21 protein-coding genes are annotated in these 25,611 nt (G+C 73.7%); 12 read left to right on the top strand and 9 right to left on the bottom strand.

Features of this window, described 5'->3' with window-relative positions; genetic code table 11:
• Positions 1-48 precede the first annotated feature (48 nt).
• Positions 49-1,422 (bottom strand): MFS transporter, encoded by a 1,374-nt coding sequence (locus AC0QU1_RS20555; protein WP_483572008.1) that lies wholly within the window; start codon positions 1,420-1,422, stop codon positions 49-51.
• Between the two features lie 283 nt (positions 1,423-1,705).
• On the opposite strand from AC0QU1_RS20555, the gene murA reads away from it, so the two are divergent.
• The 3 genes from murA (at position 1,706) to AC0QU1_RS20540 (ending at position 4,974) form a co-directional block, all read left to right on the top strand.
• A complete protein-coding gene (gene murA, locus AC0QU1_RS20550) occupies positions 1,706-3,022 on the top strand; it encodes a UDP-N-acetylglucosamine 1-carboxyvinyltransferase (RefSeq protein WP_483572006.1) in 1,317 nt (438 codons plus the stop codon).
• 141 nt (positions 3,023-3,163) lie between these two features.
• Entirely contained in the window at positions 3,164-3,919 is a 756-nt protein-coding gene (locus AC0QU1_RS20545) for a lysophospholipid acyltransferase family protein (RefSeq protein WP_483572004.1), read from the top strand.
• Positions 3,920-4,005: 86 nt separating this feature from the next.
• Positions 4,006-4,974 carry an NAD(P)H-dependent glycerol-3-phosphate dehydrogenase gene (locus AC0QU1_RS20540; protein ID WP_483616562.1) on the top strand — a complete coding sequence of 323 codons (969 nt, stop codon included), beginning with the start codon at positions 4,006-4,008 and terminating at the stop codon, positions 4,972-4,974.
• Positions 4,975-4,993: 19 nt separating this feature from the next.
• Here AC0QU1_RS20540 and AC0QU1_RS20535 read toward each other — a convergent pair whose 3' ends face one another.
• The gene (locus AC0QU1_RS20535) at positions 4,994-5,737 is read right to left on the bottom strand and encodes an AMIN-like domain-containing (lipo)protein (RefSeq protein ID WP_483572002.1); all 744 of its coding nucleotides are present in this window, start codon (positions 5,735-5,737) and stop codon (positions 4,994-4,996) included.
• A gap of 52 nt (positions 5,738-5,789) precedes the next feature.
• Positions 5,790-6,779: a GlxA family transcriptional regulator gene (locus AC0QU1_RS20530; RefSeq protein ID WP_483572000.1), complete on the bottom strand. Its 990-nt coding sequence runs from the start codon at positions 6,777-6,779 to the stop codon at positions 5,790-5,792.
• A gap of 152 nt (positions 6,780-6,931) precedes the next feature.
• Here AC0QU1_RS20530 and AC0QU1_RS20525 point away from each other — a divergent pair, with 152 nt between their 5' ends.
• Positions 6,932-8,257, top strand: a complete 1,326-nt coding sequence (locus AC0QU1_RS20525; protein ID WP_483571998.1) for an MFS transporter — start codon at positions 6,932-6,934, stop codon at positions 8,255-8,257.
• Positions 8,258-8,383: 126 nt separating this feature from the next.
• Positions 8,384-9,697, top strand: a complete 1,314-nt coding sequence (locus AC0QU1_RS20520) for a trans-sulfuration enzyme family protein (protein WP_483571996.1) — start codon at positions 8,384-8,386, stop codon at positions 9,695-9,697.
• Positions 9,698-9,722: 25 nt separating this feature from the next.
• Here the strand turns inward: AC0QU1_RS20520 and AC0QU1_RS20515 are convergent, their stop codons facing one another.
• Together AC0QU1_RS20515 and AC0QU1_RS20510 are read right to left on the bottom strand one after the other, a co-directional pair.
• Positions 9,723-10,886, bottom strand: a complete 1,164-nt coding sequence (locus tag AC0QU1_RS20515) for an acyl-CoA dehydrogenase family protein (RefSeq protein WP_483571994.1) — start codon at positions 10,884-10,886, stop codon at positions 9,723-9,725.
• 9 nt (positions 10,887-10,895) lie between these two features.
• The gene (locus AC0QU1_RS20510) at positions 10,896-12,134 is read right to left on the bottom strand and encodes a PucR family transcriptional regulator (RefSeq protein ID WP_483571992.1); all 1,239 of its coding nucleotides are present in this window, start codon (positions 12,132-12,134) and stop codon (positions 10,896-10,898) included.
• A 137-nt stretch (positions 12,135-12,271) separates the two neighbouring features.
• Between AC0QU1_RS20510 and AC0QU1_RS20505 the strand changes: the two genes are divergently transcribed.
• The 4 genes from AC0QU1_RS20505 (at position 12,272) to AC0QU1_RS20490 (ending at position 17,374) form a co-directional block, all read left to right on the top strand.
• Complete coding sequence (locus tag AC0QU1_RS20505) at positions 12,272-13,975, top strand: aldehyde dehydrogenase family protein (protein WP_483571990.1); 1,704 nt, start codon at positions 12,272-12,274, stop codon at positions 13,973-13,975.
• Positions 13,976-14,056: 81 nt separating this feature from the next.
• Positions 14,057-15,643 carry an AMP-binding protein gene (locus tag AC0QU1_RS20500; RefSeq protein WP_483571988.1) on the top strand — a complete coding sequence of 529 codons (1,587 nt, stop codon included), beginning with the start codon at positions 14,057-14,059 and terminating at the stop codon, positions 15,641-15,643.
• A gap of 11 nt (positions 15,644-15,654) precedes the next feature.
• Positions 15,655-16,782 (top strand): D-alanine--D-alanine ligase family protein, encoded by a 1,128-nt coding sequence (locus tag AC0QU1_RS20495; RefSeq protein ID WP_483571986.1) that lies wholly within the window; start codon positions 15,655-15,657, stop codon positions 16,780-16,782.
• 64 nt (positions 16,783-16,846) lie between these two features.
• Complete coding sequence (locus AC0QU1_RS20490) at positions 16,847-17,374, top strand: hypothetical protein (RefSeq protein WP_483571984.1); 528 nt, start codon at positions 16,847-16,849, stop codon at positions 17,372-17,374.
• A 51-nt stretch (positions 17,375-17,425) separates the two neighbouring features.
• On the opposite strand, the gene AC0QU1_RS20485 is transcribed toward AC0QU1_RS20490, so the two are convergent.
• A complete protein-coding gene (locus AC0QU1_RS20485) occupies positions 17,426-18,166 on the bottom strand; it encodes a TetR/AcrR family transcriptional regulator (protein WP_483571982.1) in 741 nt (246 codons plus the stop codon).
• Positions 18,163-18,639 (bottom strand): DUF3515 family protein, encoded by a 477-nt coding sequence (locus AC0QU1_RS20480; protein ID WP_483571980.1) that lies wholly within the window; start codon positions 18,637-18,639, stop codon positions 18,163-18,165. Before AC0QU1_RS20480 ends, AC0QU1_RS20485 begins: the two co-directional genes overlap by 4 nt.
• A 125-nt stretch (positions 18,640-18,764) precedes the next feature.
• On the opposite strand from AC0QU1_RS20480, the gene AC0QU1_RS20475 reads away from it, so the two are divergent.
• Positions 18,765-19,841, top strand: a complete 1,077-nt coding sequence (locus AC0QU1_RS20475) for a thiamine-phosphate kinase (protein WP_483571978.1) — start codon at positions 18,765-18,767, stop codon at positions 19,839-19,841.
• Positions 19,842-19,855: 14 nt separating this feature from the next.
• Here the strand turns inward: AC0QU1_RS20475 and AC0QU1_RS20470 are convergent, their stop codons facing one another.
• The gene (locus AC0QU1_RS20470; protein WP_483571976.1) at positions 19,856-20,368 is read right to left on the bottom strand and encodes a GNAT family N-acetyltransferase; all 513 of its coding nucleotides are present in this window, start codon (positions 20,366-20,368) and stop codon (positions 19,856-19,858) included.
• A gap of 153 nt (positions 20,369-20,521) precedes the next feature.
• Entirely contained in the window at positions 20,522-20,719 is a 198-nt protein-coding gene (gene rpmB, locus AC0QU1_RS20465) for a 50S ribosomal protein L28 (RefSeq protein ID WP_483571974.1), read from the bottom strand.
• A 510-nt stretch (positions 20,720-21,229) separates the two neighbouring features.
• Between rpmB and AC0QU1_RS20460 the strand changes: the two genes are divergently transcribed.
• Both AC0QU1_RS20460 and AC0QU1_RS20455 read left to right on the top strand, forming a co-directional pair.
• A complete protein-coding gene (locus AC0QU1_RS20460; protein WP_483571972.1) occupies positions 21,230-23,281 on the top strand; it encodes a DAK2 domain-containing protein in 2,052 nt (683 codons plus the stop codon).
• A complete protein-coding gene (locus tag AC0QU1_RS20455) occupies positions 23,278-25,554 on the top strand; it encodes an ATP-dependent DNA helicase RecG (RefSeq protein WP_483571970.1) in 2,277 nt (758 codons plus the stop codon). Before AC0QU1_RS20460 ends, AC0QU1_RS20455 begins: the two co-directional genes overlap by 4 nt.
• Positions 25,555-25,611 lie beyond the last annotated feature (57 nt).

Raw genomic sequence — 25,611 nt, 5'->3', positions numbered from 1 at the left:
CGGCGGTCGCGCCCCGGCCGACAGCCGGGGCGCGACCGCTCAGGCCGCTCAGGCCGCGACGTTGTCCGCGTACGCGACGTCCCGCGTCTCGCGCGTCAGGAGCAGCGCGACCAGCGTGATCACAGCCATCGCGGAGAGGTAGACGCCCACGAGGACCGGCGAGCCGTCGGCCTGTGCCCAGAGCCACACCGCGATGAACGGCGCGACGGCCGCGCCGAGCACCGACGACAGGTTGTACGCGACCCCCGACCCGGTGTACCGGACGTTGGCGGGGAACAGTTCGGGCAGGATGGCGGCCATCGGGCCGAACGTGAGGCCCATGAGCGTGAAGCCGAGGATCAGCAGGCCCTGCACGCCGACGTCGCCGGCGGCGAACAGCGGCACGAACAGCCCGCCGAACACGGCGATCGCCACGGTGACCCAGATGAGGTGCTTGCGGCGGCCGAACCGCTCCGCCATCGGCCCGGACACGAGGGTGAAGACGCCGAAGAACACGACGCCGACGATCAGCATCCAGAGGAAGTCGATGCGCTCGTAGCCCAGGCCGGCGGGGGAGCCGTCGGTGGGCTCGGTCGGGGCGATGCCGTAGTTCAGGGTGAACGTCGTCATCAGGTAGAACAGCGCGTACGTGGCCAGCATGATGAACGTGCCGGAGACGATCTGCCGCCACGAGGTGCGGAACACGCGGGCCACGGGCACCTTGGCGACGGCCTCTGCCTCGACCACCTTGCGGAAGGCGGGCGTCTCGAACAGGGACAGCCGCACCCACAGGCCCACGATCACGAGCACCGCCGACGCGAGGAACGGGATGCGCCAGCCCCAGCTCGCGAACTGCTCGGGCGACAGGGAGCCCGACAGGGCGATGAACACCGTGTTGGCCAGGATGAAGCCGATGGGCGCGCCGAGCTGCGGGAACGTGCCGAAGATCGCGCGCCGGCCCGTCGGGGCGTTCTCCGTGGCCAGCAGCGCGGCGCCGCTCCACTCGCCGCCGAGGCCCAGGCCCTGGCAGAACCGGCACAGCACCAGCACGGCGGGGGCCGCGACGGCCCAGCCGGGCGTCGACGCCGCAGGGATCAAGCCGATCAGCACCGTCGCGATACCCATGGTGAGCAGCGACGCCACCAGGGTCGCCTTGCGCCCGACGCGGTCGCCGAAGTGCCCGAAGAGCACCGAGCCGACCGGCCGCGCCACGAAGGCCACGCCGAACACGGCGAAGGACGACAGGAGCTGCGTCGTCGGGTCCTGGGCGTTCGGGAAGAACAGGGTGGGGAAGACCAGCGAGGCCGCCGTCGCGTAGATGTAGAAGTCGTAGAACTCGATCGAGGTACCGATGAGGGAGGCGACGACGACGCGGCCACGGGAGTTGCCAGCCGGTTCCTTGCCCTGACCGGTCGCGGCGGTCGGCGTTGCGGGGGTACTCATGCCGGGGAGACTAAGCCGCCGTCCGCGATCCGGGAAAGCAGTCTCACAGCGTGGATGGGGGCTTGACGTAGGCTGCGGACGACGGCATCGCGCGGGTCTGGCGTGTCGCGACGAGGCCCGGTGCGCCGCGAGTGAAGGTGTGGTGAACGGTGAATACTCCCGCGGGTCCACGTGTTGGCACGACCGGCGGGCGGGGGCAGGATCGACCGGGCGCACCGATCCGCCCACGCAAGCACCGCCATCGGAAATCCATCATCGGAACGAACGAGACGACGACGAGGATATGAACGATCTGCTGTATGTGAACGGCGGCAACCCGTTGAACGGGACCATCACCGTTCGAGGCGCAAAGAACTTCGTGTCGAAGTCCATGGTGGCTTCCCTGCTGGGGGAGACGCCGAGCGTGCTGCGGAACGTCCCGCAGATCCGTGACGTCAAGGTCGTCTCGGGGCTCCTGGACCTGCACGGCGTGAACGTCAAGTACGACACCGACGCGGGCATCCTTGACCTCGACCCGTCCAACGTGGAGTCGGCCCACGTTGCCGACATCGACGCGCACGCCGGGTCCAGCCGCATCCCGATCCTGTTCTGCGGGCCGCTGCTGCACCGGCTCGGCGAGGCCTTCATCCCCGACCTGGGCGGCTGCCGCATCGGCGACCGGCCCATCAACTACCACCTCGACATCCTGCGCCAGTTCGGTGCCGTCGTGGACAAGCGGCCCAACGGCATCCACCTGCGCGCGCCGCGCAGGCTGCAGGGCACCAAGATCTCCCTGCCCTACCCGTCGGTGGGCGCCACCGAGCAGACCCTGCTCACCGCGGTCCGCGCCGACGGCATCACCGAGCTCTCGGGCGCGGCCATCGAGCCCGAGATCATGGACCTCATCGCGGTGCTGCAGAAGATGGGCGCCATCATCTCGGTCGACACGGACCGCGTGATCCGCATCGAGGGCGTCGACCGCCTTGAGGGCTACTCCCACACCGCGATGAACGACCGGATCGAGACCGCGTCCTGGGCCTCGGCGGCCCTGGCCACGGGCGGCGACATCACCGTCAAGGGCGCCACCCAGCCCGAGATGATGACGTTCCTCAACACGTTCCGGAAGGTCGGCGGCCGGTTCGACGTGCAGGACGACGGCATCCGCTTCTGGCACCCGGGCGGCGACCTCAAGTCCATCGTGCTGGAGACCGACGTGCACCCGGGCTTCATGACCGACTGGCAGCAGCCGCTCGTCGTCGCGCTCACGCAGGCCACGGGCCTGTCGATCGTGCACGAGACCGTGTACGAGAACCGCTTCGGCTTCACCGACGCGCTGCGCAAGATGGGCGCGACGATCCAGGTCTACAAGGAGTGCCTGGGCGGTCGCGACTGCCGGTTCGGCCAGCGCAACTTCCACCACTCCGCCGTCGTCTCCGGGCCGACGCCGCTCTCGGCCGCCGACATCGAGGTGCCCGACCTGCGCGGCGGGTTCAGCCACCTGATCGCGGCCCTGGCCGCCAAGGGGCAGTCCACGGTGCGCGGCATCGGCCTGATCGACCGCGGCTACGAGAACTTCCAGGACAAGCTGGAGGCCCTGGGCGCGGAGGTCGTCCGCGGCTGAGTCTCTCCCTGGGCCGCCGAGATCTGGTGTTCTCGTCGAGATCTGGTGGCGCACCACCAGATCTCGACGAGAACACCAGATCTCGCCGGGCGAGCTCCCTCCGGGCGGGGAGGGGAGCGCGGGCCGAGTATTCTTTCGGCCGTGTCGATCCCACGCCCCGAGTCACGCATGTACCGCTTCATCGCGTTCCTCGTGCGGAACCTCATGTTCGCGCTGTGCAAGTACGAGTGGAAGGGCGGGGAGAACTTCCCGGCGACCGGCGGGTTCATCGCCGCGGCCAACCACGTCACGGAGCTCGACGCCCTGACGCTCGCGCACTACCTCTTCGACAACGGTCGCGAGCCGCGCATCCTGGCCAAGCGGGGCCTGTTCACCTCGCCGCTCACGGGGTGGGCCCTGCGGGGTACCAACATGATCCCGGTGGACCGGGACTCCGCCAAGGCGACCGAGTCGCTGCAGAACGCGGCCAAGCAGCTCGGCGACGGCGCCTGCGTGGCGATCCTGCCCGAGGGGACGCTGACGCGGGACCCCGACTACTGGCCCATGGAGGGCAAGACCGGCGTGGCCCGGATCGCCCTGACGACGCGCCTGCCGGTGCTCCCGGTCGCGCAGTGGGGCGTCACCGCGATCATGCCGCGGTACGGCATGCTGCGCTGGCCGTGGCCGCGCAAGAAGGTGACCATCCGGACCGGCCCGCCTGTCGACCTGAGCGACCTCTACGACCAGCCGCAGGACACCGCGACCCTGCGCGAGGCCACCTCGCGCATCATGGACGCGATCAGCGCCGAGCTGGAGCAGATCCGCGGCGAGGTGGCCCCCAAACCGCGGTTCGACCTGCGCAAGCACCCCGACTACGAGGCGAAGATGACGAACTACCCGCCGGTGGAGCGCCCGTGAGCGCCGCGCCGGAGCAGACGGCGGAGCAGCGGACGGCGGAGCAGGAGCGGGCACAGCCCAGGGTCGCCGTGCTCGGCGCGGGCTCGATGGGCACCACGTTCGCGATGGTCCTGGCCGACGCCGGGTGCGACGTCACCCTGTGGGGCCGCGACGCCGCGGTGCTCGACGCCATCGACCGGACGCACCGCAACGAGAAGTACCTGCCGGGCGTGCAGCTCCCCGCCATGAGCGGCACCACCGATCCCGCCGTCGCGCTCAAGGGCGCGTCGATCGTCGTCGTCTCGGTGCCGTCCCAGGTCGCTCGCGCCACCCTGGAGTCGATGAAGGACCTGGTGGAGCCGGACGCCGTCGTCGTCTCCCTGATGAAGGGCGTGGAGCTCGGCACGGACAAGCGCATGAGCCAGGTCATGGCCGAGGTGCTGGACCTGCCCGACGAGCGCGTCGCCGTCGTCTCCGGGCCCAACCTGGCGCCCGAGATCGCCGCGCGACAGCCGACGGCGACCGTGGTCGCCTCGCGCAGCGAGGCAACGGCCCAGCTCGTGGCGGACGCCTGCTCGACCGGATACTTCCGGCCCTACACGAACACCGACGTGGTGGGCGTGGAGCTGTGCGGCGCGGTGAAGAACATCATCGCGCTCGCGGCGGGCATGGCCCAGGGCCAGGGTTTCGGCTGGAACACGCTGGCGACGCTCATCACGCGCGGCCTCGTGGAGATCACGCGCCTCGGCCTCGCCCTCGGGGCCGACGCCGCCACGTTCTCCGGGCTGGCCGGCATGGGCGACCTGACGGCGACGTGCGCGTCGCCGCTGTCGCGCAACCACCGGCTCGGCAAGCACCTCGGCGAGGGGCTCACGCTCGCCGAGGCGATCAAGGCGACCGGCGGCACGGCCGAGGGCGTGAAGTCGTCGGAGTCGGTGCTGGAGCTGGCGCACGCGCACGGCGTCGAGATGCCGATCACGGCGGGCGTGGTGGCCGTGCTGGGCGGCACGCTGCCCCTGGCCGACCTCGCGGCGACGCTGCTCGCGCGGCCCAAGAAGTCGGAGGTCGCTGGCTGATCGGACCCGGCCGCGCCGATCAGTGCTGGACGTCCACCACCACGCGTGTCGGGTTCTCCAGGAGGAACACGCGGAACGGCCGCTCGTCGTCGTCGATCCCGAGGAACGCCGTGGTGTACCCCTCGAACCAGTAGCGGTACACGATCTCGTCCACCGACTCGGTGTCGGCCGGCTCGATCCGGTCGCCCGTGAACTCCTCGACCCCGCTGTCTGTCGGGGCCGCCGTGCCCGACAGCGCGACGCGGAGGATCGCGTCGCCGTCGACCTCGACGGTGTGCCCTGAGCCGTCGTCGGTCGCCCGGTCCACGTACTCGACGCGCCAGCCGGGCGCGCCGCTGCCCGTGCCGTCGAGGTCGAACACGACGCGGTCGTAGCCGTCGTGCCGCGCGACCCGGATGTCGGTGACCGAGAGGAACGTCTCGCCCTCGCCGACGGGTTCGGCGGTGTCGGGCCGCGTGTTGGCGGCAAACGGCGGCCCGGCCGCCGCCTCCGTGGCGGTGGCGGCGGGATCCGGGGTGTCGTCCGGTTCGTCGGGGTCGTCGCCGGCGTCCCCCGAGCCCTCGCTCTCCTTGGTGGGCGACGGCGACGCGCCGGTGGCCGACGGCGAAGCGTCGCCCGACTCGGAGACGATCGGGCCGGGGCTGGACTCGCCCGGCCCCGGCCCGTCAGCGCCCTGCGAGCCGCTGGTGCACCCGGCCAGCAGCAGCGCGCCGAGCAGCACTCCGGCCTGCATGAACGTGGTCGCTCTCCGTCGCGTCCGCATGGTTCGAGGCTAGTCCGGTTCGGGGCCACGTGGACAGGAAAGGCCCCGGCTCTCACGCCGCGCGGAACGTCCTGCGGTAGGCGGTCGGGGTCACCCCGAGGGTGGCCTGTACGTGGGCGCGCAGGGACTGGGCCGTCCCGAAGCCGCACCGTCGCGCCACCTGCTCGATCGGCAGGTCGGAGGACTCCAGGAGGGTTCGCGCGTGCTCCACCCGCTGCCGGAGGAGCCACTGGCCAGGGCTCTCGCCGGTCTCGTCGCGGAACCGCCGGGTGAACGTCCGCACCGACATCGCGGCGTGCCGGGCCATGGCGGCCAGCGTCACCGGCTCGTCCAGGCGTTCGGCCGCCCACGCGCGGGTCGCGGCGGTGCCGGGCCCGTCGGCGTCGGGCAAGGGCCGGGCGATGTACTGCGCCTGGCCGCCGTCCCGGTGCGGCGGCACCACGGTGCGGCGGGCGACGTCGAGGGCGACGGCGGCGCCGTGGTCGCGTCGCACCACGTGCAGGCACAGGTCGATCCCTGAGGCGACGCCCGCCGCGGTGAGCACGTCGCCGTCGTCCGTGTACAGGACGCCGGGGTCCATCTTGACCTGGGGGAACAGGCTCTGGAAGTGCTCGGCCGAGCTCCAGTGCGTCGTGGCGGGGCGGCCGTCGAGAATGCCGGCGGCGGCGAGCGCGAACGCGCCGATGCAGATCGACAGGAGCCGGGTGCCCGGCCGGATGCGCCGGAAGGCGTCCTCGAGCTCAGGGGTGAGGCGGCCCTCGTCGTACACCGGCCCGAACTCGTGCGATGCGGGGACGACCACCGTGTCCGCCGTCTCCAGCGCCTCTGGGCCATGTGCCACCTGGACCACCACGTCCGAGTCGGACTGCACGGGGCCGGGCGCGCCGGCCGTGCAGGTCACGACCTCGTACAGCGGCCGGCGTTCGGCGTCGCGCGCCGTGCCGAAGATCCGGTGCGCGATGCCGAGCTCGAACGGGATGAACCCGTCGACGATCAGGACGGCGACGCGGTGCGGCGAAGGGGCGGTCAGTTCTCTGATCATGGCGGAGTCCTCTCTGATCGAACCGAACCCGTCAGTCCTTGTTGCTGCGACCGCGCCGACCTCATGGCAGCGCAGCGACAGTGGCCCGATCCTATCGGACCGTGACCTTCTGGTCACTGTCCGATAGCGCGCCGCTCCAGCAGGCTGGGCGTATGACGCACACCAGCACGCCGCTACCCGACGCCCAGGGCACCTCGGCCCCGCCGTCGGGCCGCCTTCCCCGGACACCCCGCATCCACCCCGCCTGGTGGGTGGCCCTGGTCAGCTTCGTGACCGTCATGTGCGCCGCCGCATTCACCGCGGCCCCCGGCCTGTTCGTGGACCCCCTGCACGCCGAGCTCGGCTGGTCGCGCGCCACCATCGGCGTCGCCGTCGGCCTGCAGTCCGTGCTGTACGGGCTGACGGCGCCGTTCGCCGCCTCGCTCATGGACCGGTTCGGCATGCGTCCGGTGGTCACCGCCGCGCTGGTGGTGATCACCGCCGGCGCGCTGGCGACGGTGTGGATGTCCGAGCCGTGGCAGTTCGTGCTCGGCTGGGGTCTGCTCGTCGGCGTGGGCAGCGGCAGCATGGCGCTCGCGTTCACGGCCACCGTCACCGGCCGCTGGTTCGTGGCCCGGCGCGGCCTGGTCAGCGGCGTGCTGACGGCGGCGACGGCGTCGGGCCAGCTCGTGTTCCTGCCGCTGCTCGCGTGGATCGTCGAGAACCAGGGGTGGCGCCCGGCGTCGGTCACCGTCGCCATCGCCTCGCTCGCGGCGATCCCGCTCGTGCTCTTCCTGCTGCGCGACCACCCCGCCGACCTGGGGCTCGCGCCCTACGGCGGTACGTACGTGCCCAAGCCCGCGCCGACGCCGGGCGCGGCCCGGCGCGCCGTCACCGCGCTGTTCGACGCCGCCCGCACGGGCCCGTTCTGGCTGCTCGCCGGGGCCTTCGCGATCTGCGGCGCGACGACGAACGGGCTGGTCCGCACGCACTTCGTACCCGGCGCGCACGACCACGGCATGCCGATCACCGTCGCGGCGGGCCTGCTCGCCGTGATCGGCGTCGTCGACGTGGTCGGCACCATCGCGTCCGGGTGGCTCACCGACCGGTACTCCTCGCGCGTGCTGCTGGGCGTCTACTACACGCTGCGCGGGATCGCGCTGCTGTTCCTGCCGTCGCTGATGGCCCCGCACGTTGAGCTGCCGATGGTGTTCTTCATCGTGTTCTACGGGCTGGACTGGGTGGCCACGGTGCCGCCGACCCTCGCCCTGTGCCGCGAGTTCTACGGCGAGGACGCGCCGATCGTGTTCGGCTGGGTCCTGGCCTCGCACCAGGTGGGGGCCGGGATCGTGGCGTTCGCCGGCGGCCTGGTGCGCGACGTCACCGGCTCGTACGACGCCGTCTGGTACGGCGCGGGCGCCCTGTGCGCCGGGGCCGCGCTGATGTCGCTGGTGATCCGCCGGGTTCGGCAGGGTATTCCGGAGGTGTCGGGTGCGTGAGTCGGCTGGGTGACCTGAGGGTTGAGGGCTCGCGGTCCTTTCCGGGCGACCGTTCCCTACGGCTCTCCGGGTGGCCGCTTTCGGACGGCCGGGGAGCCGGTGGCTGGGCCGCCGTATTCTCGCGCCATGAGCACCACCCCTGAGCACCGTGCGCCGTCCGACCTTGCACCCGCCACCCTCGTCGTCTCCGCCGGGCGCCCCGCGCGCGCCCAGGGCGGGCACGTCAACCCGTCGGTCCCGATGAACTCGACGTACGTCTCGCGTGGCGTCGTCACGCCGGACGAGCTCTCGTACGCCCGGGGCGACAACGACGCCTGGCACCCGTTCGAGGAGGCGCTCGCCGCGCTGGAGGGCGGTGCGGGCAGCGACATGGCAGGCCACGGTGCGGGCGGTGATACGCCGAGCGGTAGCGCGGCGGGTGGCGACGCGCGGGACGGCGGTGCGGGAGGCGGCAGCGCGGCGGGTGGCAGCGCGCCGTCCGACGGCGCAATGCCCGCCGAGGCGATCCTGTTCTCGTCCGGGATGGCGGCCCTCGCCGCCGTCTTCTCCCTGGTGCCCGACGGCGGCACGGTCGTGCTGCCGCGGCACGCCTACCAGGCGGGCATGGTGCTCGCCGACCAGCTCAGGGAGCGGCACGGCGTGACCCTGCGCCACGTCGACATCGCGGACACCGCGGCCGTCGTCGCGGCGCTCGACGGCGCGGACCTGCTGCTCGTGGAGTCGCCCACCAACCCGATGCTGGAGGTCGCGGACCTGCCGGCCGTGCTGGGCGCCGCCCGCGCCGCGAACGTGCGGTCCGCGGTGGACAACACCTTCGCGACCCCGCTCGGCCAGCGGCCGCTGGAGCACGGCGCGGACCTCGTGCTCCACTCGGTCACCAAGTACCTGGCGGGTCACTCCGACGTCGTCCTCGGTGCGCTGGTGACGCGGGACGGCGCGCTGGCCGCGGCCCTCCGCGGGCACCGCACGCTGCACGGCGCCATCGCCGGGCCCTTCGAGGCGTGGCTCGCCCTGCGGGGCCTGCGCACCCTGGCGCTGCGCTTCGAGCGTGCGCAGGCGAACGCGGCCGAGCTCGCCCGCCGCCTCGCGGACCACCCGGAGGTCGCAGAGGTGCGGCACCCCTCCCTGCCCGGCGACCCGGGACACGAGCGGGCGAAGGCCCAGATGAACGGGTTCGGCGCGATCATCGGCGTCCGCCCGAAGCCCCGGGACGCCGCCGGGGCGGGAGCGGACGCCGTCGAGCGCGCCGACGCCGTCGTCGCCGCCGTCCGCCTGTGGCTCCCCGCCACGTCCCTGGGCGGCGTGGAGTCCATGCTGGAACGCCGCCGCCGCTGGGGCACCGAGGCCACGACGGTCCCCGAGGACCTGCTCCGCCTGTCGGTCGGCATCGAGGACGTCGAGGATCTCTGGGCAGACCTGGACCAGGCCCTGCGGGCCTGATCCTCCGGGTCTGCGGCAGCCGGCCCTAGTCCAGCGGACCCAGGACCGACTGCGCGACCGTAGCGTGGGCCGCGTCGTCGCTCGACGGGTGGAAGATGCCCGCCAGCACGTCGCGGTAGAGGCGGCCCAGCTCGGACCGGTTGAAGTACGTCGAGCCGCCCGAGACCCGGACCGCCAGGTCCACGATCTCGCGCGCCGCCTCGGTGACGCGCACCTTCAGCCCGGCGGTGGCCCGGAACCAGCCGGCGCCGCGGTCCAGCGTCGGGTCGGACGCCGAGGCGTCGAGGTCGCGCGTGATCCCGTCGAGCTGGAGCCAGACGCTGTCCTGGGCCAGCAGCATGTCGGCGATGCGACGCCGGACGTCGGGGTCCTGGGAGTGCGCCTTGCCGGTCTTCATCGACGTGCGCTTCTGCGCCGCCTCGACCGCGAGCTCGACGGCCCGGTCCGCTATCCCCGCGTAGACCGCGGCGAGCAGCACCTCGAACGACGTGAAGATGCCGAGGACGTAGGGGTCGAGCGACGGCCCGGGCGGCAGCAGGCGCAGCACCCGGTCGGCCGGGGCGTGGGCGCCGGCGAGCGCCGTCGACCGGGACTGGGAGGCGCGCATGCCGATCGTGTCCCAGTCGTCGAGGATCTCGAACCCGCCGCCGTCGCGCGTGATGAAGGCGTGCACCAGCCGCTCGTTGCCGTCGCCGCGCGATGCGTCGAGGCCCAGCACGCCCAGCCGCGTCCACGCGGGGGAGTTGGACGTGAAGATCTTGCGGCCGTGGAACGTGTACCCGCCGTCACCGTCGGGCCGCGCCTCGGTGCGCGAGCCGAGCAGCACGAGGTCGTTGCCCGGCTCGGAGTAGCCGAAGCCGAACACCTCGCCCGACGCCGCCTCGGACAGCAGCCAGTCCAGCGACGAGTCGCCGCGTTCGTGCAGGTAGCGGCCCACGCCGACCCACACGTGGTGCATGTTGACCGCCAGCGCGGTGGCCGGTGCGTGCGCGGCCAGCCGGGCCTGCGCGTGAGCGGTCTCGCGCAGCGTGAGCCCTGCGCCGCCGAAGGCGGTCGGGACCATCGCGCCGAGGTAGCCGGCGGCCTGGAGGTCGGCCAGGTCCTCGGCGAAGAAGGCGTTGTCGCGGTCGTAGTCGGCGGCGCGCTCGCGCAGCCCGGCCAGGAGCTCGTCGGACAGGAGGTCGGTCACGCCACGAGATTAACCCGCTGCGGGGTCCCGTTGGGGGCGATTTGTCGTGGGTAGGGCCGCGGGTACGACGGCGGGGCGGGGCGCGGGCGCCGCGGCGGACGGCGGCGGCGGGTAGAGGCGGCGGGCGCGGACGGCGGCGTACAGCTCGGCGGCGGCACGCGGGTCGTTGATGTCGCGGCCGGTCAGGTCGGCCACCCGCGCCAGCCGGTTCAGCACGGTGTTCCGGTGGCAGTGCAGCGCAGCGGCCGCCCTGGTGCCCGACCCGCCGTGCTCGAACCACGCCTCGATGGTGCCGAGCAGCAGCTCCTCGTCCCGGGGATCGCGGTCCCTGAGCCCGCCGAGCACGGCCTCGGCGAGCTCGGTGGCGCGTTCGCCGTCGGCCGCCAGCAGGGCGTCCAGCGGACGGTCGCCGTAGCGGGCGAGCCCGGCCTGCCCCGGTGCCAGGTAGCGCACCGCCGTGCGCGCCTGGGCCAGGGCGGCCGGCGCGTCGGCAAGGCTCGTGAACGGGCGGCTCACGCCGACCCGGGCGTGTGCGGCGAGGCCGGCGAGCGCCTGGTGCACGTCGTCGGACGTCGGCGCCGTCATGAGGGTCAGCCGGTCGCCCTCGTGCGCCAGCGTGGTGACCTGGGCGGGATCGGCTGAGCCGACGGCGCCGTCGCCCGCGCCGAGCCCGGGCGCCGCAGGCGCGCCGGATGCCGAGACGGCGACCACAAGCGTCGCGCCGGCCGCCAGCCCGAGCGCGCGCCGCGCGGTCTCCAGGTCGTGCACGGCCCCGGTGAGGACCCCGCGCAGCAGCTCGGTGCGGGCCGTGTCCTCGCCGATGCCCGCCGCGGCCTCGACGTGCGCCCGCACCGCAGCGTTCGACGACCGGTCGACGGCCGCCCACACCCGCGAGGACGCGTGCAGCAGCGCGCCGGTGTCGGCGTGGTCGCGCAGGCGCCGGGCGAGCTCTTCCCAGATGGACAGCCCGGCCATCCGGTACGCGTGCCGCAGCGGGTCCAGCGGTAGGCCCTCCGCCGCGGTGATCCGGCCGGCCTCCTGGGCGGGCCCGAGCGACGAGGTCTCACCGGCGAGGTCCGCGAGTACCTCCGCGACGTTGGCCCGGACCAGCGGCTGGACGACGGCGGCCGGGATCCGGCGCTCCCGGTAGACCGGCTCCGCGTGCAGGATGGCGTCGGCGACCTGGTCGCTCAGCAGGTCGAGCGCATCGCGTAGGTCATGATGCCCGGCAGCAGCGATGTCCGACATACCGGGCAGCCTAACTGCGGCGACGGTGGTGTGCACTCAAGGTCGCGATGTAAAGTCGCGGACCTCTGGCGCCGCGACTGGGTCTCGCACGAGACTGGAGCGAGCGGCGAAACGTGATGCGGTCGAAGGAGACAGCGATGAGCGTGACGGACACGCGTGCCACCACGGAGCGCGAGCTCGACCAGGCGGTCGAGGAGCTCAAGGTCGGCGCGGAGCGATGGGCGCAGATGCCCGTCGCGGACAGGGGGGCGCTGTTCCGGGAGGTCCACGCGTCCATCGCCCGGGTGGCACAGGAGTGGGCGACGGCGGCGGCCGAGGCCAAGCACGTCGCGCCGTCCGCCCCGTACGCGGGCGAGGAGTGGATGACCGGGCCGTACGGCGCGCTGGAGAGCGCGGCGACCTACGCGCGGTCCTACGAGGCGCTCGCGGCGGGCGGGTCGCCGCTCGACGGGCTCAGGCTCGGCGCGGCCCCGGGCGGCCGCGTGGCGGTCCGGGTGCTGCCGCGCACCGCCAAGGAGTGGGTGCTCCTGAACGGCTTCAGCGCCGAGGTCTGGATGCCGCCGGGCGTGCCGGAGCGGCAGGTGCGTGAAGAGGCGGGGCTCGGCGCGGGCAAGGTCGGCGAGTACGGCGGCGTGGGGCTGGTGCTGGGCGCCGGCAACATCTCGTCCATCGCGCCGCTCGACGCCTTCTACGAGCTGGTCGCGCACAACCGCACGTCCCTCGTGAAGCTCAACCCCAGCTTCGCCGGGCTGGTCGAGGTGTACCGCAAGGCGCTCGCGCCCCTGGTCGAGGTGGGCGCCGTCCGGTTCGTCAACGGCGGCGCCGCCGTCGGCGCCTACCTCACCGCGCACAGCGGCATCGACAAGGTGCACATCACCGGCTCGGCCGTCACCCACGACGTCATCGTGTGGGGCACGGGCGAGGAGGCCGAGCGGCGTCGGGCGGCGGACGACCCCAGGCTGAAGGTGCCGATCACGAGCGAGCTGGGCGGCGTGGCGCCCATGATCGTGGTGCCCGGCGCGTGGAGCGCCGCCGACCTGCGGTTCCAGGCCGAGCACCTGGTCTCCATGCGCCTGCACAACGCGGGCCACAACTGCGTGGCGGGCCAGGTGGTCGTGCTGTCGGCGGACTGGCCGCAGAAGGACGCGTTCCTCGCCGAGCTGCGCCGCGCGCTGGAGCGGATGCCCGCGCGCGACCCGTGGTACCCCGGCAGCGCCGACAAGGTCGCGCGGGCAGAGGCCGCGCACCCCGGCGCCGAGCACGTGGGCGGCCGGATCCTGATGGAGGTCGCCGCGGGCGACCCGGCGTGCACCGACGAGTACTTCGCGCCCGTCCTGGCCTGGACGCAGCTCCCCGGCCAGGGCGCCGAGTTCCTGCGGGCCGCCGTCGGCTTCGCGAACGACTCGCTGTACGGCACGCTGGGCGCCAACGTGGTGGTGCGGCCCAAGGACCGCAGGGCGATGGGCGCCGCGTTCGACGGCGCGATCGCCGATCTGCGCTACGGCACCATCGCGATCAACGCGTGGACAGGCGTCGGCTTCCAGCTCGCTGGCGCCACGTGGGGCGCCTTCCCCGGGCACACGCCGGCCGACGTCGAGTCGGGGATCGGCGTGGTGCACAACGGGCACCTGCTGTCCGGGCCCGAGCGCAGCGTCGTGACCGGGCCGTTCCGCCCGTTCCCGCGTAGCGTGCTGCACGGCGAGCTGTCGCTCTTCCCGAAGCCGCCGTGGTTCAGCGGCTCCCGCAGCGGCACCGACACCGGCAGGCAGCTCACCCGCTACGCGGCGGCGCCGTCGTGGGGCCGGCTGGTGCCGGTCCTGCTCGCGGCCTTCCGCGCCTGACGGGCGGCCTGCTGCCACCATGTCCGCGCGCCGGGCCGACGGCGGTCCGGCGCACCGAACGAGAAGCAAGGGAGACCAACGATGGTTGTCCGGAGCCCGCTGCCCGACGTGGAGATCCCGTCCGTCAGCGTCTACGAGTACTTGTTCGGCGATCTCACCGACGACGAGCTGGACCGGGTTGCGGTGGTCGACGGCCCGAGCGGGGCCGAGACGACGTTCCGCTCCCTGCTTGCGCAGATCGACGCCGTGGCCGGCGCCGTGGCGGCGCGCGGGTTCGGGGTGGGCGACGTCGTCGCGCTGCACGCCCCGAACGTGCCCGCCTACGTGACGGTGTTCCACGGCCTGCTGCGTGCCGGGGTCACCGTCACCACCGTCAACGCCCTGTCGCCGGGCCCGGAGATCACGAGGCAGCTCGTGGACTCGGGCGCGCGCCTGATGATCACTGTGTCGCCGCTGCTCGCGGCGGGCGAGGCCGGGGCGAAGGGCGCGGGACTGGCGGACGAGCAGATCATCGTGCTCGACGGCGGCACCGCCGACCACACCTCCCTCGCCGACCTGCTGGCCGACCCGCACCCGGCCCCCGACGTCTCGTTCGACCCGGCGACGCACCTCGCGGTGCTGCCCTACTCGTCGGGCACCACGGGCCGCCCCAAGGGCGTCATGCTCACGCACACCAACCTGGTGGCGAACGTGGTCCAGTCCCTCGCCATCGGCGTGGGGCCGGACGACGTGGTGCCGTGCGTGCTGCCGTTCTTCCACATCTACGGCATGACCGTGCTGCTCAACCTGGCCCTGCGCACCCGGGCGAGGCTCGTGACGCTGCCCCGGTTCGACCTGGCCCAGTACCTGGGCGTGATCCAGCAGCACCGGGCGACCTTCCTGTTCGTGGCGCCGCCGATCGCGCTCGCCCTGGCGAAGCACCCGCTGGTGGACTCGTACGACCTGTCGACCGTGCGGGCCCTCCTGTCGGGCGCCGCACCGTTCGACGAGAAGCTCGCCGCGGCGGTCCGCGCGCGGCTGGGCGACGGCGTGCGGGTGCTGCAGGGCTACGGCATGACCGAGATGTCACCGGTCTCGCACTGCATCCCGTTCGGCCGCACGGACATCTCCGCCGGCAGCGTCGGCCTGCTCGTGGCCAACATGGAGGCCCGGATCGTCGACCCCCTGACCGGCGAGGACATCGAGCAGCCCGACGAGGGCGTCTCCCGGCCGGGCGAGCTGCTCTGCCGCGGGCCGAACGTCATGGTCGGCTACCTCGGCAACCCCCAGGCGACGGCGGAGACGCTCGAACCGGACGGGTTCCTGCACACCGGCGACATCGTCACGGTCGACGCCGACGGCGTGTTCCAGGTGGTCGACCGGCTCAAGGAGCTCATCAAGTACAAGGGCTACCAGGTGCCGCCGGCCGAGCTGGAGGCGCTCCTGCTGTCCCACCACAAGATCGCGGACGTCGCGGTGATCGGCGTGCCAGACGAGGAAGCGGGCGAGATCCCGAAGGCGTTCGTCGTCCCGGTCGCCGACCAGGGGCTGACCGAGGCCGACGTGATCGCGTTCGTCGCCGAGCAGGTGGCCCCGTACAAGAAGGTGCGCGCGGTGGAGTTCATCGAGGCCGTGCCCAAGTCGGCGTCGGGGAAGATCCTGCGCAAGGACCTGAAGGCGGTCCGGTAGGGTCGAGCGGGATGTCACACACCGAACCAGCCGGCAAGCCGCGCGTGGTGGTCCTGTTCGGCGGCCGCTCGGGCGAGCACGGGATCTCCGTCGCCACGGCGGGCGGCGTGCTGGGGGCCATCGACCGCTCCAAGTACGACGTCGTGCCGGTGGGCATCACCGCGAACGGGCAGTGGGTGCTCGCCGCCGACGAGCCCGAGCGCTGGGCCATCACCGACGGCAAGGCCCCCGAGGTCCCGGCGTCCGACGGCGAGGTGGTGCTCCCGCTGATCGTCGGTGACACCGGGCTGCGTGTCGTGGAGCCGGGCCGGGTGCCGTCGGTGCTGGGCGACGTCGACGTCGTCTTCCCCCTGCTGCACGGGCCGTACGGCGAGGACGGGACCGTCCAGGGTCTGCTCGAGCTGGCCGACGCGCGGTACGTGGGGTCCGGCGTGCTGGCCTCCGCCGTCGGCATGGACAAGCACTTCATGAAGCTGGTGTTCGCCGGGCAGGGCCTGCCGATCGGCCGGTACGCCGTGATCAAGCCGGGGGACTGGGACAGCCGCCGCGACGTCGTCCTGCAGACGCTCGAACCGCTCGGCCTGCCGCTGTTCGTCAAGCCGGCCCGGGCCGGGTCGTCGCTCGGTGTCTCCCGGGTGGACACGCTGGACGACCTGCCCGCCGCCGTCGCGGAGGCGCGCAGGTACGACCCCAAGGTGCTCGTCGAGGCCGCCGTCGTGGGCCGGGAGATCGAGTGCGCGGTGCTGGGCGGCCGCGACGGCGGGCGCCCGCGCGCGTCCCTGCCGGGCGAGATAGTGGTCACCGACGAGACCAAGCAGTTCTTCGACTACGAGGCCAAGTACTTCGACGAGGCGGCGGTGGAGCTCACCTGTCCGGCCGACCTGCCGGACCAGGTCGCCCAGGAGATCCAGGAGATCGCCGTGCGGACCTTCGAGGCGATCGGCGCGGAGGGCCTGGCGCGGGTGGACGTGTTCCTGACGCCGGGCGGCCAGGTAGTGGTCAACGAGATCAACACCATGCCGGGCTTCACGCCGTTCTCGATGTATCCGCGCATGTGGCAGGCGTCCGGCATGACCTACACGGAGCTGATCGACGAGCTCATCCAGCTCGCGCTGGAGCGGCCCATCGGCCTGCGCTGATCCCTGTACCCTGCCTCTCACCACCCCTGCCCGGACCGGCTGACAGGGGCTCTGAGGAGGCAGGATGCGCGGGCCGCGCTACAAGTACGCCGTGCGTGAGGTACGGGTCGCCAACGGGATGCTCACGGTCGGGCTCACGACCTTCGCCCTGAGCAACGTGATGCGGGTCGAGGTGGTCGGCGTGGCCAAGCCCCAGCCGATCGGGGCGTGGGTGAACCAGGTCGCCTACCCGTTCGCCATCATCGCCGTCGTCATGCTGCTGCTGCGGGTGGTGGGCGCGGAGGTGCCGTGGGAGGCCGCCGTCGCCATGGCCTGCGCGGGGCTCGCGTGGCCTGCCGCGCGGCTGTGGCAGCGCACGCGATTCTGGCAGCCCCTGTGGCGGTACCCGGTCTTCGCGCTGGAGCTGATCACCGCCACCCAGCACGTGCACCGCATCTGCGCGCACGACTCCCGGCACCTCGCGGCGCTGGCCGTGCTGATCGGCGCGGCCATGAAGAACTCGGACATCACCTACAGCGGGACCATCCAGGTGATCACGAACGCCGACGCGCTGCACACCATGGAGACCGGCAAGGAGTCGATGGTGCGCTGAGGGTTTCGCCGTCCGAGGTGGGGGCGGGGTGCGCCGCCCTGGTGCGCGGCGTCAGCGCACCACCGGGTGCGGGTCCAGGCCGAACCGCAGCAGCAGCGACGAGACCAGGTCCTCGTGCAGCGCCACGTGGTCGCCGAACGCGAACTCCTGGTGCCCGTACACGGCCATGCACTGCAGGCCGTAGACCTGCCGCCAGCTCGTCACCATGAGGTGCGCGACGCCGAGCGGCAGGTCCTGCCCGCCCACCGCGTCGCGGTACCGGCGTACCTGGTCGGCCAGCTCGGGGTCGAGCTCGTCGTCGGCCGGGTAGACCAGGCCGGAGACCGCGAGGTCGCGGAAGAACGGCACGTAGTGGCTGCCGACCATCTCGGCCATGCGGCGCTGGAGCGCGCGGCTGTCGGTGAGCTCCGAGCGGATGCCCGAGCCGATGACCAGGTCGAACTCCGCCGGGTTCCGGACGGCCCAGTCGAGCGAGGCCCGGGTCGAGGCGGCGAGGGCCGCCGCGATGTCGCCGGGCGCCTGCCGGGCCACGGCGACGGCGAGCATGTCCAGCACCTCCTGGACGATCAGCACGCAGAGCTGCGCGATGACGTCCTGCCGGTTCTCGAAGTGCCGGTACAGCGCGGGCGGCGTGACGCCGACCTCCTTGGCGACGGCGGCCATCGTGAGCTTGCTCAGGCCGTGCTGCCCGGCGAGCTGGTGGCGGGCGGCCGCGAGCACCTCGCGGCGCAGCTCGTCGCGCAGCCGCTCCCGCCGGGACTGCACCGGCGGGGCGGATGGACTGGAACTCACTGACACTCCTTCGTGGCAGGGACCTGGGTCACGGCGTCGGCGAGATCGGCGATGAACGACGTCGAGTGGTCCTCGGTGACGGCGGGGGGCACGATCACCTCGACCGCGGGCTCGCGGCCGTAGGTGACGAACGACCAGGTGCCTTCGTCGTCGGTGGTGACGATCCAGTCGACGGCGGTCCCGTCGCCGGAGTCCACGTGCTGGCAGTCGGCGGCGGGGCCGACCTGCTCGACGCCGCAGCGCAGCGTGACGGCGCCGCCCGGCTCGCCCCACGCCGCCGTGGCCTGGGCGTTGGTCGGCACCTTCGGCAGGTCGGGGCCGAGCTCGTCCGGTACGGCGAGCACGACCTCCGCGCACTTCGGGTCGGCGGCGCGCGGCGCCACCTCGACCCCGATCGTCCGTGCGCACCCGCTCAGCGCCACGACGGCGAGGACGACGGCGGCCAGGGGGGTGACGACTCGGGCGGAAAGCACGGAGCTACGTTACCCGCCTGCGGAGGGCGGCGGCCTGGATGGTGGTGCGGCGGATGCTGGCCTGTGACCTGTACGCGCGGGTCCGCCTGCCGCGTCCGGGCACGTCGGGCGCTTAAGGTCTACCGGTGACCCGCGTCCGTGACCTCTCCGAGGAGCAGCTCCTCGAACGTATAGTCCCCCTGCTGCCCCGGGGGAGCGCCACGCTGCTCGGCCCCGGCGACGACGCAGCGGTTCTCGCCGCGCCCGACGCCCGGTTCGTGGTCTCGACCGACGTGCTCGTCGAGGACCGCCACTTCCGCACCCGCTGGTCCACCGGGTACGACGTCGGACGGCGCGCCGCCGCGCAGAACCTCGCCGACGTCGCCGCGATGGGTGCCCGGCCGACAGCACTGGTGACGTCGCTCGTTGTACCGGGCGAGACCGAGCTGGAGTGGGTGACGGGGCTGGCCAGGGGCCTGGCCGACGGGTGCGCGCCCGTCGGCGCCGGCGCGGTGGGCGGCGACCTGTCGGGCGGTCCGTGCCTGGTGGTGAGCGTCACCGTGCACGGCGACCTGGAGGATCGTGCACCGGTGCTGCGGTCTGGCGCGCGGCCGGGCGACGTCGTCGCGCACGCCGGGGTGCGCGGGTGGTCGGCCGCCGGGCTCGCTCTCCTGGAGGCGGGGCTGGTGCGCACGCCGCTGCCCTCGGCGCCGCTGGAGGTGACCGACGGCGTGCTGCTCGAGGACGCCTGGGAGCGGCTCGTCGCCGCGTACCTGCGGCCCGACCCGCCGCTCGCCGCCGGCATCGCGGCGGCCGAGGCGGGGGCGACCTCGATGATCGACCTGTCCGACGGCCTCCTTCGGGACGCCGGGCGGGTCGCCGCCGCGAGCGGCGTCCGGATCGACCTCGACGCCGGGGCGTTCGCCGCCGACCGCGAGGCGCTGCACTCGGCGGCGCGGGCGGTGGCGGCCGCCTCGGGTCTGGGCGACCCGGGGTGGGGGCCGGGGAGATCGGACATCGACGGGCTGGTCGGCCGGTGGGTCTGGGCCGGTGGGGAGGACCACGGACTGCTCGCCACGTTCCCGGCGGGGACGTCGCTACCGGCGGGCTGGACCGCCGTCGGCCGGGTGCTGGCAGCGGGCGAGACCGGGTCGGCACCGGCTGTCACGATCGGCGGCCAGGAGCCCACCGTCGGCCCTGGCTGGGACCACTTCCGGGCCTGAGGGCGGAGCCGACCTCAGCGCTTGCGGAAGCGGAGCTGAGTGAGCGGCTGGCCGCCGATCTCGTCGATCCGCTCGGTGCCGTCGTGCTGGAACCCGTGCCGCCGGTAGAAGTGCTGGGCGCGTTCGTTGCCCTCGAGGATCCACAGGGTGACGACGGAGCCCGGGCCCAGGCCGTCGAGCACCGCGCGCATCAGGTCGCGCGCGACGCCGGTGCCCCAGGCGCGTGGGTGCAGGTAGATGGCGTAGATCTCGAGGTCGCCCGGTTCGGCGTCCTCGTCGCGCGACGGGCCCACGCTGGTGAACCCGACGGTGCCTGCCTCGTCCTCGGCGACGAGCACGGTGGTGCCACGGGTGGTCACGGCGGCGCGCCAGAGGCTGGCCCGCTCGGCGACCTCGAGCGATGCGAGGTAGGAATCGGGCAGGATCTCTGAGTAAGCACCACGCCAGGAGGCGATGTCGACACGGGCGATAGCCTCGGCGTCGGTCGTCGTTGCTGGGCGGATGGTCACGTCTTCCGGTGCCATCATGACCTCACCTTTTCACCCCGTGGTGCTGGGCGCAACCACCTCTTTGGCCGTGATTGAAGGTTACGGGAACGCCGAGACGCCCGCCAGGATGACCCTGGCGGGCGTCGTCGTCGAACACGTGCGGATCGCGTCAGCGACCCGGCTGCGGCAGCGTCAGGCCGAGACCTTGCGCGTGACCTTGCCGGCCTTGAGGCAGGAGGTGCACACGTTGACGCGCTGGGGAGTCCCGTTCACGATCGCGCGGACGCGCTGGATGTTCGGGTTCCAGCGGCGCTTGGTGCGGATGTGAGAGTGCGAAACGCTGTGCCCGAAGCCCGGGCCCTTGCCGCAGACGTCGCAGTTGGCAGCCACGGTGTCTCCTGAATGTCGTGCACGCCTGTGCAGGAACGACAGCACGACGTGATGGATGGTCGAAAGGGGCGCCCGGACGCCGCAGAGCACTCGATGCTTCTCGGCGGGCCAGGCAACTTCGACAGACTACCCGATCGCGGGCCACGCCCTCAAACCGTAGCCGTCGGGTGGTGCGTCACACCCGGCGTGGCCGGCCCTGCCGTGACGGCGCCCGCCGGTCCGGCCGCCGTCGGCGCTGACCAGGCCGCATCGGCCGACGGCGCGGCCTCGACGGCCTGCTCGACGGCCTGACTGTCGAGCGGTCTGTCAGCCTGACTGCCGGGCGGTCCGTCGGCCCGGCTGCCGGGCGGTCCGTCGGCCCGGCTGTCGGGCGGTCCGTCGGCCCGGCTGTCGAGCGGCCATTCGGTCCGGCCGCCGAGCGGGCCTGTGGATAGCCGGCCGCGGTCGTCCCGCCCGCTGGGTACGGTGGGACCCGTCTTGCCAGGAGGGTCAGGTGCAGGAGGGCAGAGCGTGACCGACGTCGACAGCGGCAGCCGGACGGCTGGTCCCGGTCCGGGGCCGTTCCCGCCCGGTGTCCGGCTCGAGGACCCGGGGCTGGTGCGGGCCTGGACCCGTGGGGCGACGGCGGCGCTGCGGCGGGAGCGCGACACGATCGACCGGGTCAACGTGTTCCCGGTCGCCGACGCCGACACCGGCACCAACCTCTACCTGACCCTCCGCGAGGGGGACCGGGCCGTCGCCGCCGCGCCGGAGGGGGCGACCGGGCCGCGGCTGCTGGCGACCCTCGCCCGCGCGGCCCTGCTGGGCGCGCGCGGCAACTCCGGCGTGATCCTCAGCGAGTGGCTGCGCGGGCTGGCGGTCGCGGCCCGGCGCGGGGGCAGCGCGGCGGACCTGCTCACGCGCGCGGCGACGTCGGCCAGGTCCGCGGTGGCGCGGCCGGCCGAGGGCACGATCCTCACGGCGGCCGACGCCGCGGCGGCCGCGGCGCGGGCGGCCGAGGGTGCGATCGAGAACGTGGGCGGGAGCGCGATCGGGAGCACGGAGGCGATCGGGACCGCCGACGGGACTGCGGACGGGACTGCGGACGGGACTGCGGACGTGAGCGCGATCGAGGGCCCGGGTCGGAACACGGACGGGAGCGCGGACGGCAACGCGACCGAGAGTCCTGACAGGAGTGCGATCGAGGGCGCGGCCTGGAGCGTGAGCGGGGGCGCGGTTCGCAGCGCCGCCCGGCCCACCACCGACCCGGGCGCCGACGTGCTGCGGGTGGTGACCGCCGCGGCGGCCGCGGCGCGCAGCGCCGCGCGGGCGAGCCAGGACGAGCTCGACGTGCTGCGCGCGGCGGGGGTGCTCGACGCCGGCGCGCTGGGCCTGGTCCTCGTGCTCGACGCCCTCGTCGTCGCGACGGCGGAGGCGGCGCGCGCCGGGACGACCGAGGCGGCGCGGGCCGCGACGGCGGACGCGGTGCGCGCGGGGACGGCGGAGGCTGGAACAAGCGGAGTGTCAGTGGCTGGCGGCACGATGGAGTCCGTGAACCTGGACCAGCTTCTCGACGCCGGCGCGCTGCCGAGCGCGCCCGAGCGTGTCCCAGGGGATCCGGACGCTGAGCCCCACGAGGCAGGCGGCGGCGCCCTCGAGCTCATGTTCGTGCTCACCGGGCCGGCCGGGGACGCGGCAGAGACCGTCGCGGCCCGGCTGCGGGGGTCGCTCGCCGAGGTGGGCGACTCGGTGGTCGTGGTCGGCGGCGACGCGGGCACAGGGACCGCCGTCTGGCAGGCCCACGTGCACACCGACCGGCTCGACCGGGCGCTCGCGATCGCGGCGGAGGCGGCGCGCGACGGCTCTCTCGCGCAGGTCCACGTGCGGCACCTGGCGGCGGCCGGCCAGCACGAGTGGGGCGTGGTGGCCGCGACGTCGGCCCCCGGGCTGGCGGCGGAGCTCGCCCTGGCGGGCGCCGTCGTGCTCCTCACGGGTGGGCTCCTCGCGGACGGCGTCGGCGGCCCGGCGGAGGCCACCGTGGAGGCGCTGACGGCCGAGGACGTCGGCCGCGCCGCCGCGTCGACCGGCGCCCGGCGGGTGCTGGTGCTCGGCGCCCAGGACGTGGCAGTGGGCGCGGCGGGGCACCTCGACGTCGACGAGGTGACAGCGGTACCGACGTCGACCGACGTGCACGCCGTCGTGGCGCTCGCCGCCCTCGGCACGCTGCTGCCCATCAGCCTGCCCGACGCGGGCCCCGAGACCGTCGACGCCAAGGCGATAGTGGACGAGGCGCTCGCGGGGCTGACCGTGGCGGTGACGCGGGGCGCCGCCGCCGTCGACGCGCTCCGGGCGGCGGCCGGGCCGGAGACCACCGTCGCGACGGCGCTGCTCGATGCCGATGTCCCCGGCGACCTGCCCGACCGGCTCGCCGCCGTCCTCGCGGAGCGTGCGCCGGACGCCGAGCTCGTCGTCCTGCCGACCGGACGTCATGGGGACGAGGTGTGCCTGGGTACAGAGTCCAGTGCGGAGCCCACAGGCCCCACTACCGAACCCGGCGCCCGACCACCGGAGGAGGACGCATGAGCCGACGAGCGGACGAGCGGCTGGAGCGCGCCTTCGACAAGCGGACGGCGACCGCCCTGGCCAAGCTCGGCCTGCACACCGTCGGCGACCTGCTGGGCCACTACCCGCGCAGGTACGCCGACCCGGGCGCGCTGACCGACATCGCCGCGCTCCAGGTGGGCGAGCATGTGACGATCCTGGCCCGGGTGGAGCAGGCGACCGTCCGGCCCATGCGCAACCGCAAGGGCGCGCTCATGGAGGTGGTGGTGACCGACGGGAGCAGCCGGCTCTCGCTCACCTTTTTCGGCAAGCACCGCGGCTCGCTCTACAGCCACGAGAAGCGCCTGGTCCCCGGGGCGAAGGGCCTGTTCACGGGCACCGTCGGCCTGTACAGGGGGGCGCGGCAGCTCACGCACCCCGACTTCACGCTGATGGGGGAAGAGTCCGACCTCGACAGCGACGAGGCGCTCCTGGAGCACGCGACCAAGCCCATCCCGATCTACCCGGCGGCCGCCGGCATCCCGAGCTGGAAGATCCAGGGCGCGCTCCGCGTGGTCCTGGACACGCTGGCCGACGACGACGTGCCCGACCCCGTGCCCGACGAGGTGCGCGAGCGTCAGCACCTGCCCGGGCGGGCGGCCGCCCTGCGCAGCCTGCACCGGCCCGCGACGCTGGAGGAGGCGCACCGGGCCAGGCACCGGATGCGGTTCGAGGAGGCGTTCGTGCTGCAGGCCGCGCTCGCGCAGCGCAGGGCCCGCACCGCCGCCGAGGACGCGACGGCCCGGCTCCCGCTGCCGCCCGGGGAGCCCGGCGTGCTCGCGGAGTTCGACGCGTCGCTCCCGTTCACGCTCACCGACGGCCAGCGCCAGGTGGGCGAGGAGATAGCGGCTGAGCTCGCCAGCCCGCGCCCGATGCACCGGCTGCTGCAGGGCGAGGTCGGCAGCGGCAAGACGGTGGTCGCACTGCGCGCCATGCTGCAGGTGGTCGACGCCGGTGGCCAGGCCGCGCTGCTCGCCCCCACCGAGGTGCTCGCGGCGCAGCATGCCAGGACGCTGCGGGCCCTGCTGGGCCCGCTGGCCGACGCCGGCACGCTGTTCGGGGCCGAGCGCACGGGCGCGAGCACCCGGGTGGCGCTCCTGACCGGGTCGCTCGGCGCGAAGGCCCGCAAGGAGGCCCTGCTGCAGGCAGCGAGCGGCGAGGCCGGGATCGTGGTGGGCACGCACGCGCTGCTGTCGGAGCAGGTGCAGTTCGCCGACCTCGGGCTGGTCGTGGTGGACGAGCAGCACCGGTTCGGCGTCGAGCAGCGCGACGCGCTGCGCGCCAAGGGGCGCGTGTCGCCGCACCTCCTGGTGATGACCGCAACGCCCATCCCGCGCACGGTGGCCATGACGGTCTTCGGCGACCTGGAGACGTCGTCGCTCACGGAGGTGCCCGCCGGGCGGGCGGGCATCACGACCGTAGCGGTCCCGGCGGGGAACGTGCGCTGGACGGACCGCACCTGGGCGCGCGTGCGCGAGGAGGTCGACGCCGGCCGCCGCGCCTACGTCGTGTGCGCGCGGATCCACGCGGACGAGGCAGGGCCGCGCACCGAGGGCAGGGCGGCCGCGAAGGACTTCGACGACCTACCGGAGTTCCTGGACGTGCCCGGGCCCGGCGCCGACGGCGCCGCCGACCGCGCGCCGCTGCGGGCGGTGCTCGAGGTCGCCGAGGAGCTGCGCGAGCGGTCAGAGCTCGCGGGCGTCGAGATCGGCGTCCTGCACGGGCAGCTACCGGCCGACCAGAAGGACGCGGCCATGGCCCGGTTCGCCTCGGGCGAGGCGCCCGTGCTGGTCTCCACCACCGTGGTCGAGGTGGGCGTGGACGTCCCGGAGGCCACGGCCATGGTGATCTTCGACGCCGACCGGTTCGGCATCTCCCAGCTCCACCAGCTCCGCGGGCGCGTGGGGCGCGGCACCGAGCCCGGCCTGTGCCTCCTTGTGTCCGACGCCGAGCCCGGCACCCCCGCCTACGCCCGGCTGGAGGCCATGACGCAGACCACCGACGGCTTCAAGCTCGCCAACCTGGACCTGGAGCTGCGCAGCGAGGGCGACGTGCTCGGCGCAGCGCAGTCGGGCCGGGCCAGCTCGCTGCGCCTGCTCCGGGTGGTCAAGGACGCCGGCCTCATCCAGGAGGCGCGCAGCGCGGCCGTCGACGTCGTGCGCGCGTCCCCCGACCTGGCGGAGTTCCCGGAGCTCGCCGATGCGATCCGCGCCCAGCTCGACGAGGACCAGGAGGAGTTCCTGGAGCGGACGTGACCGGCGGGTGAAAGCGATGACCCCCTCGTTACGCCCGAAACACGCAACCGATAGAGT

This window comes from Promicromonospora noduliphila (assembly GCF_056951025.1).
The sequence above is the reverse complement of the archived record's forward strand: the minus strand, read 5'-3'. Positions and strand labels throughout refer to the sequence as shown.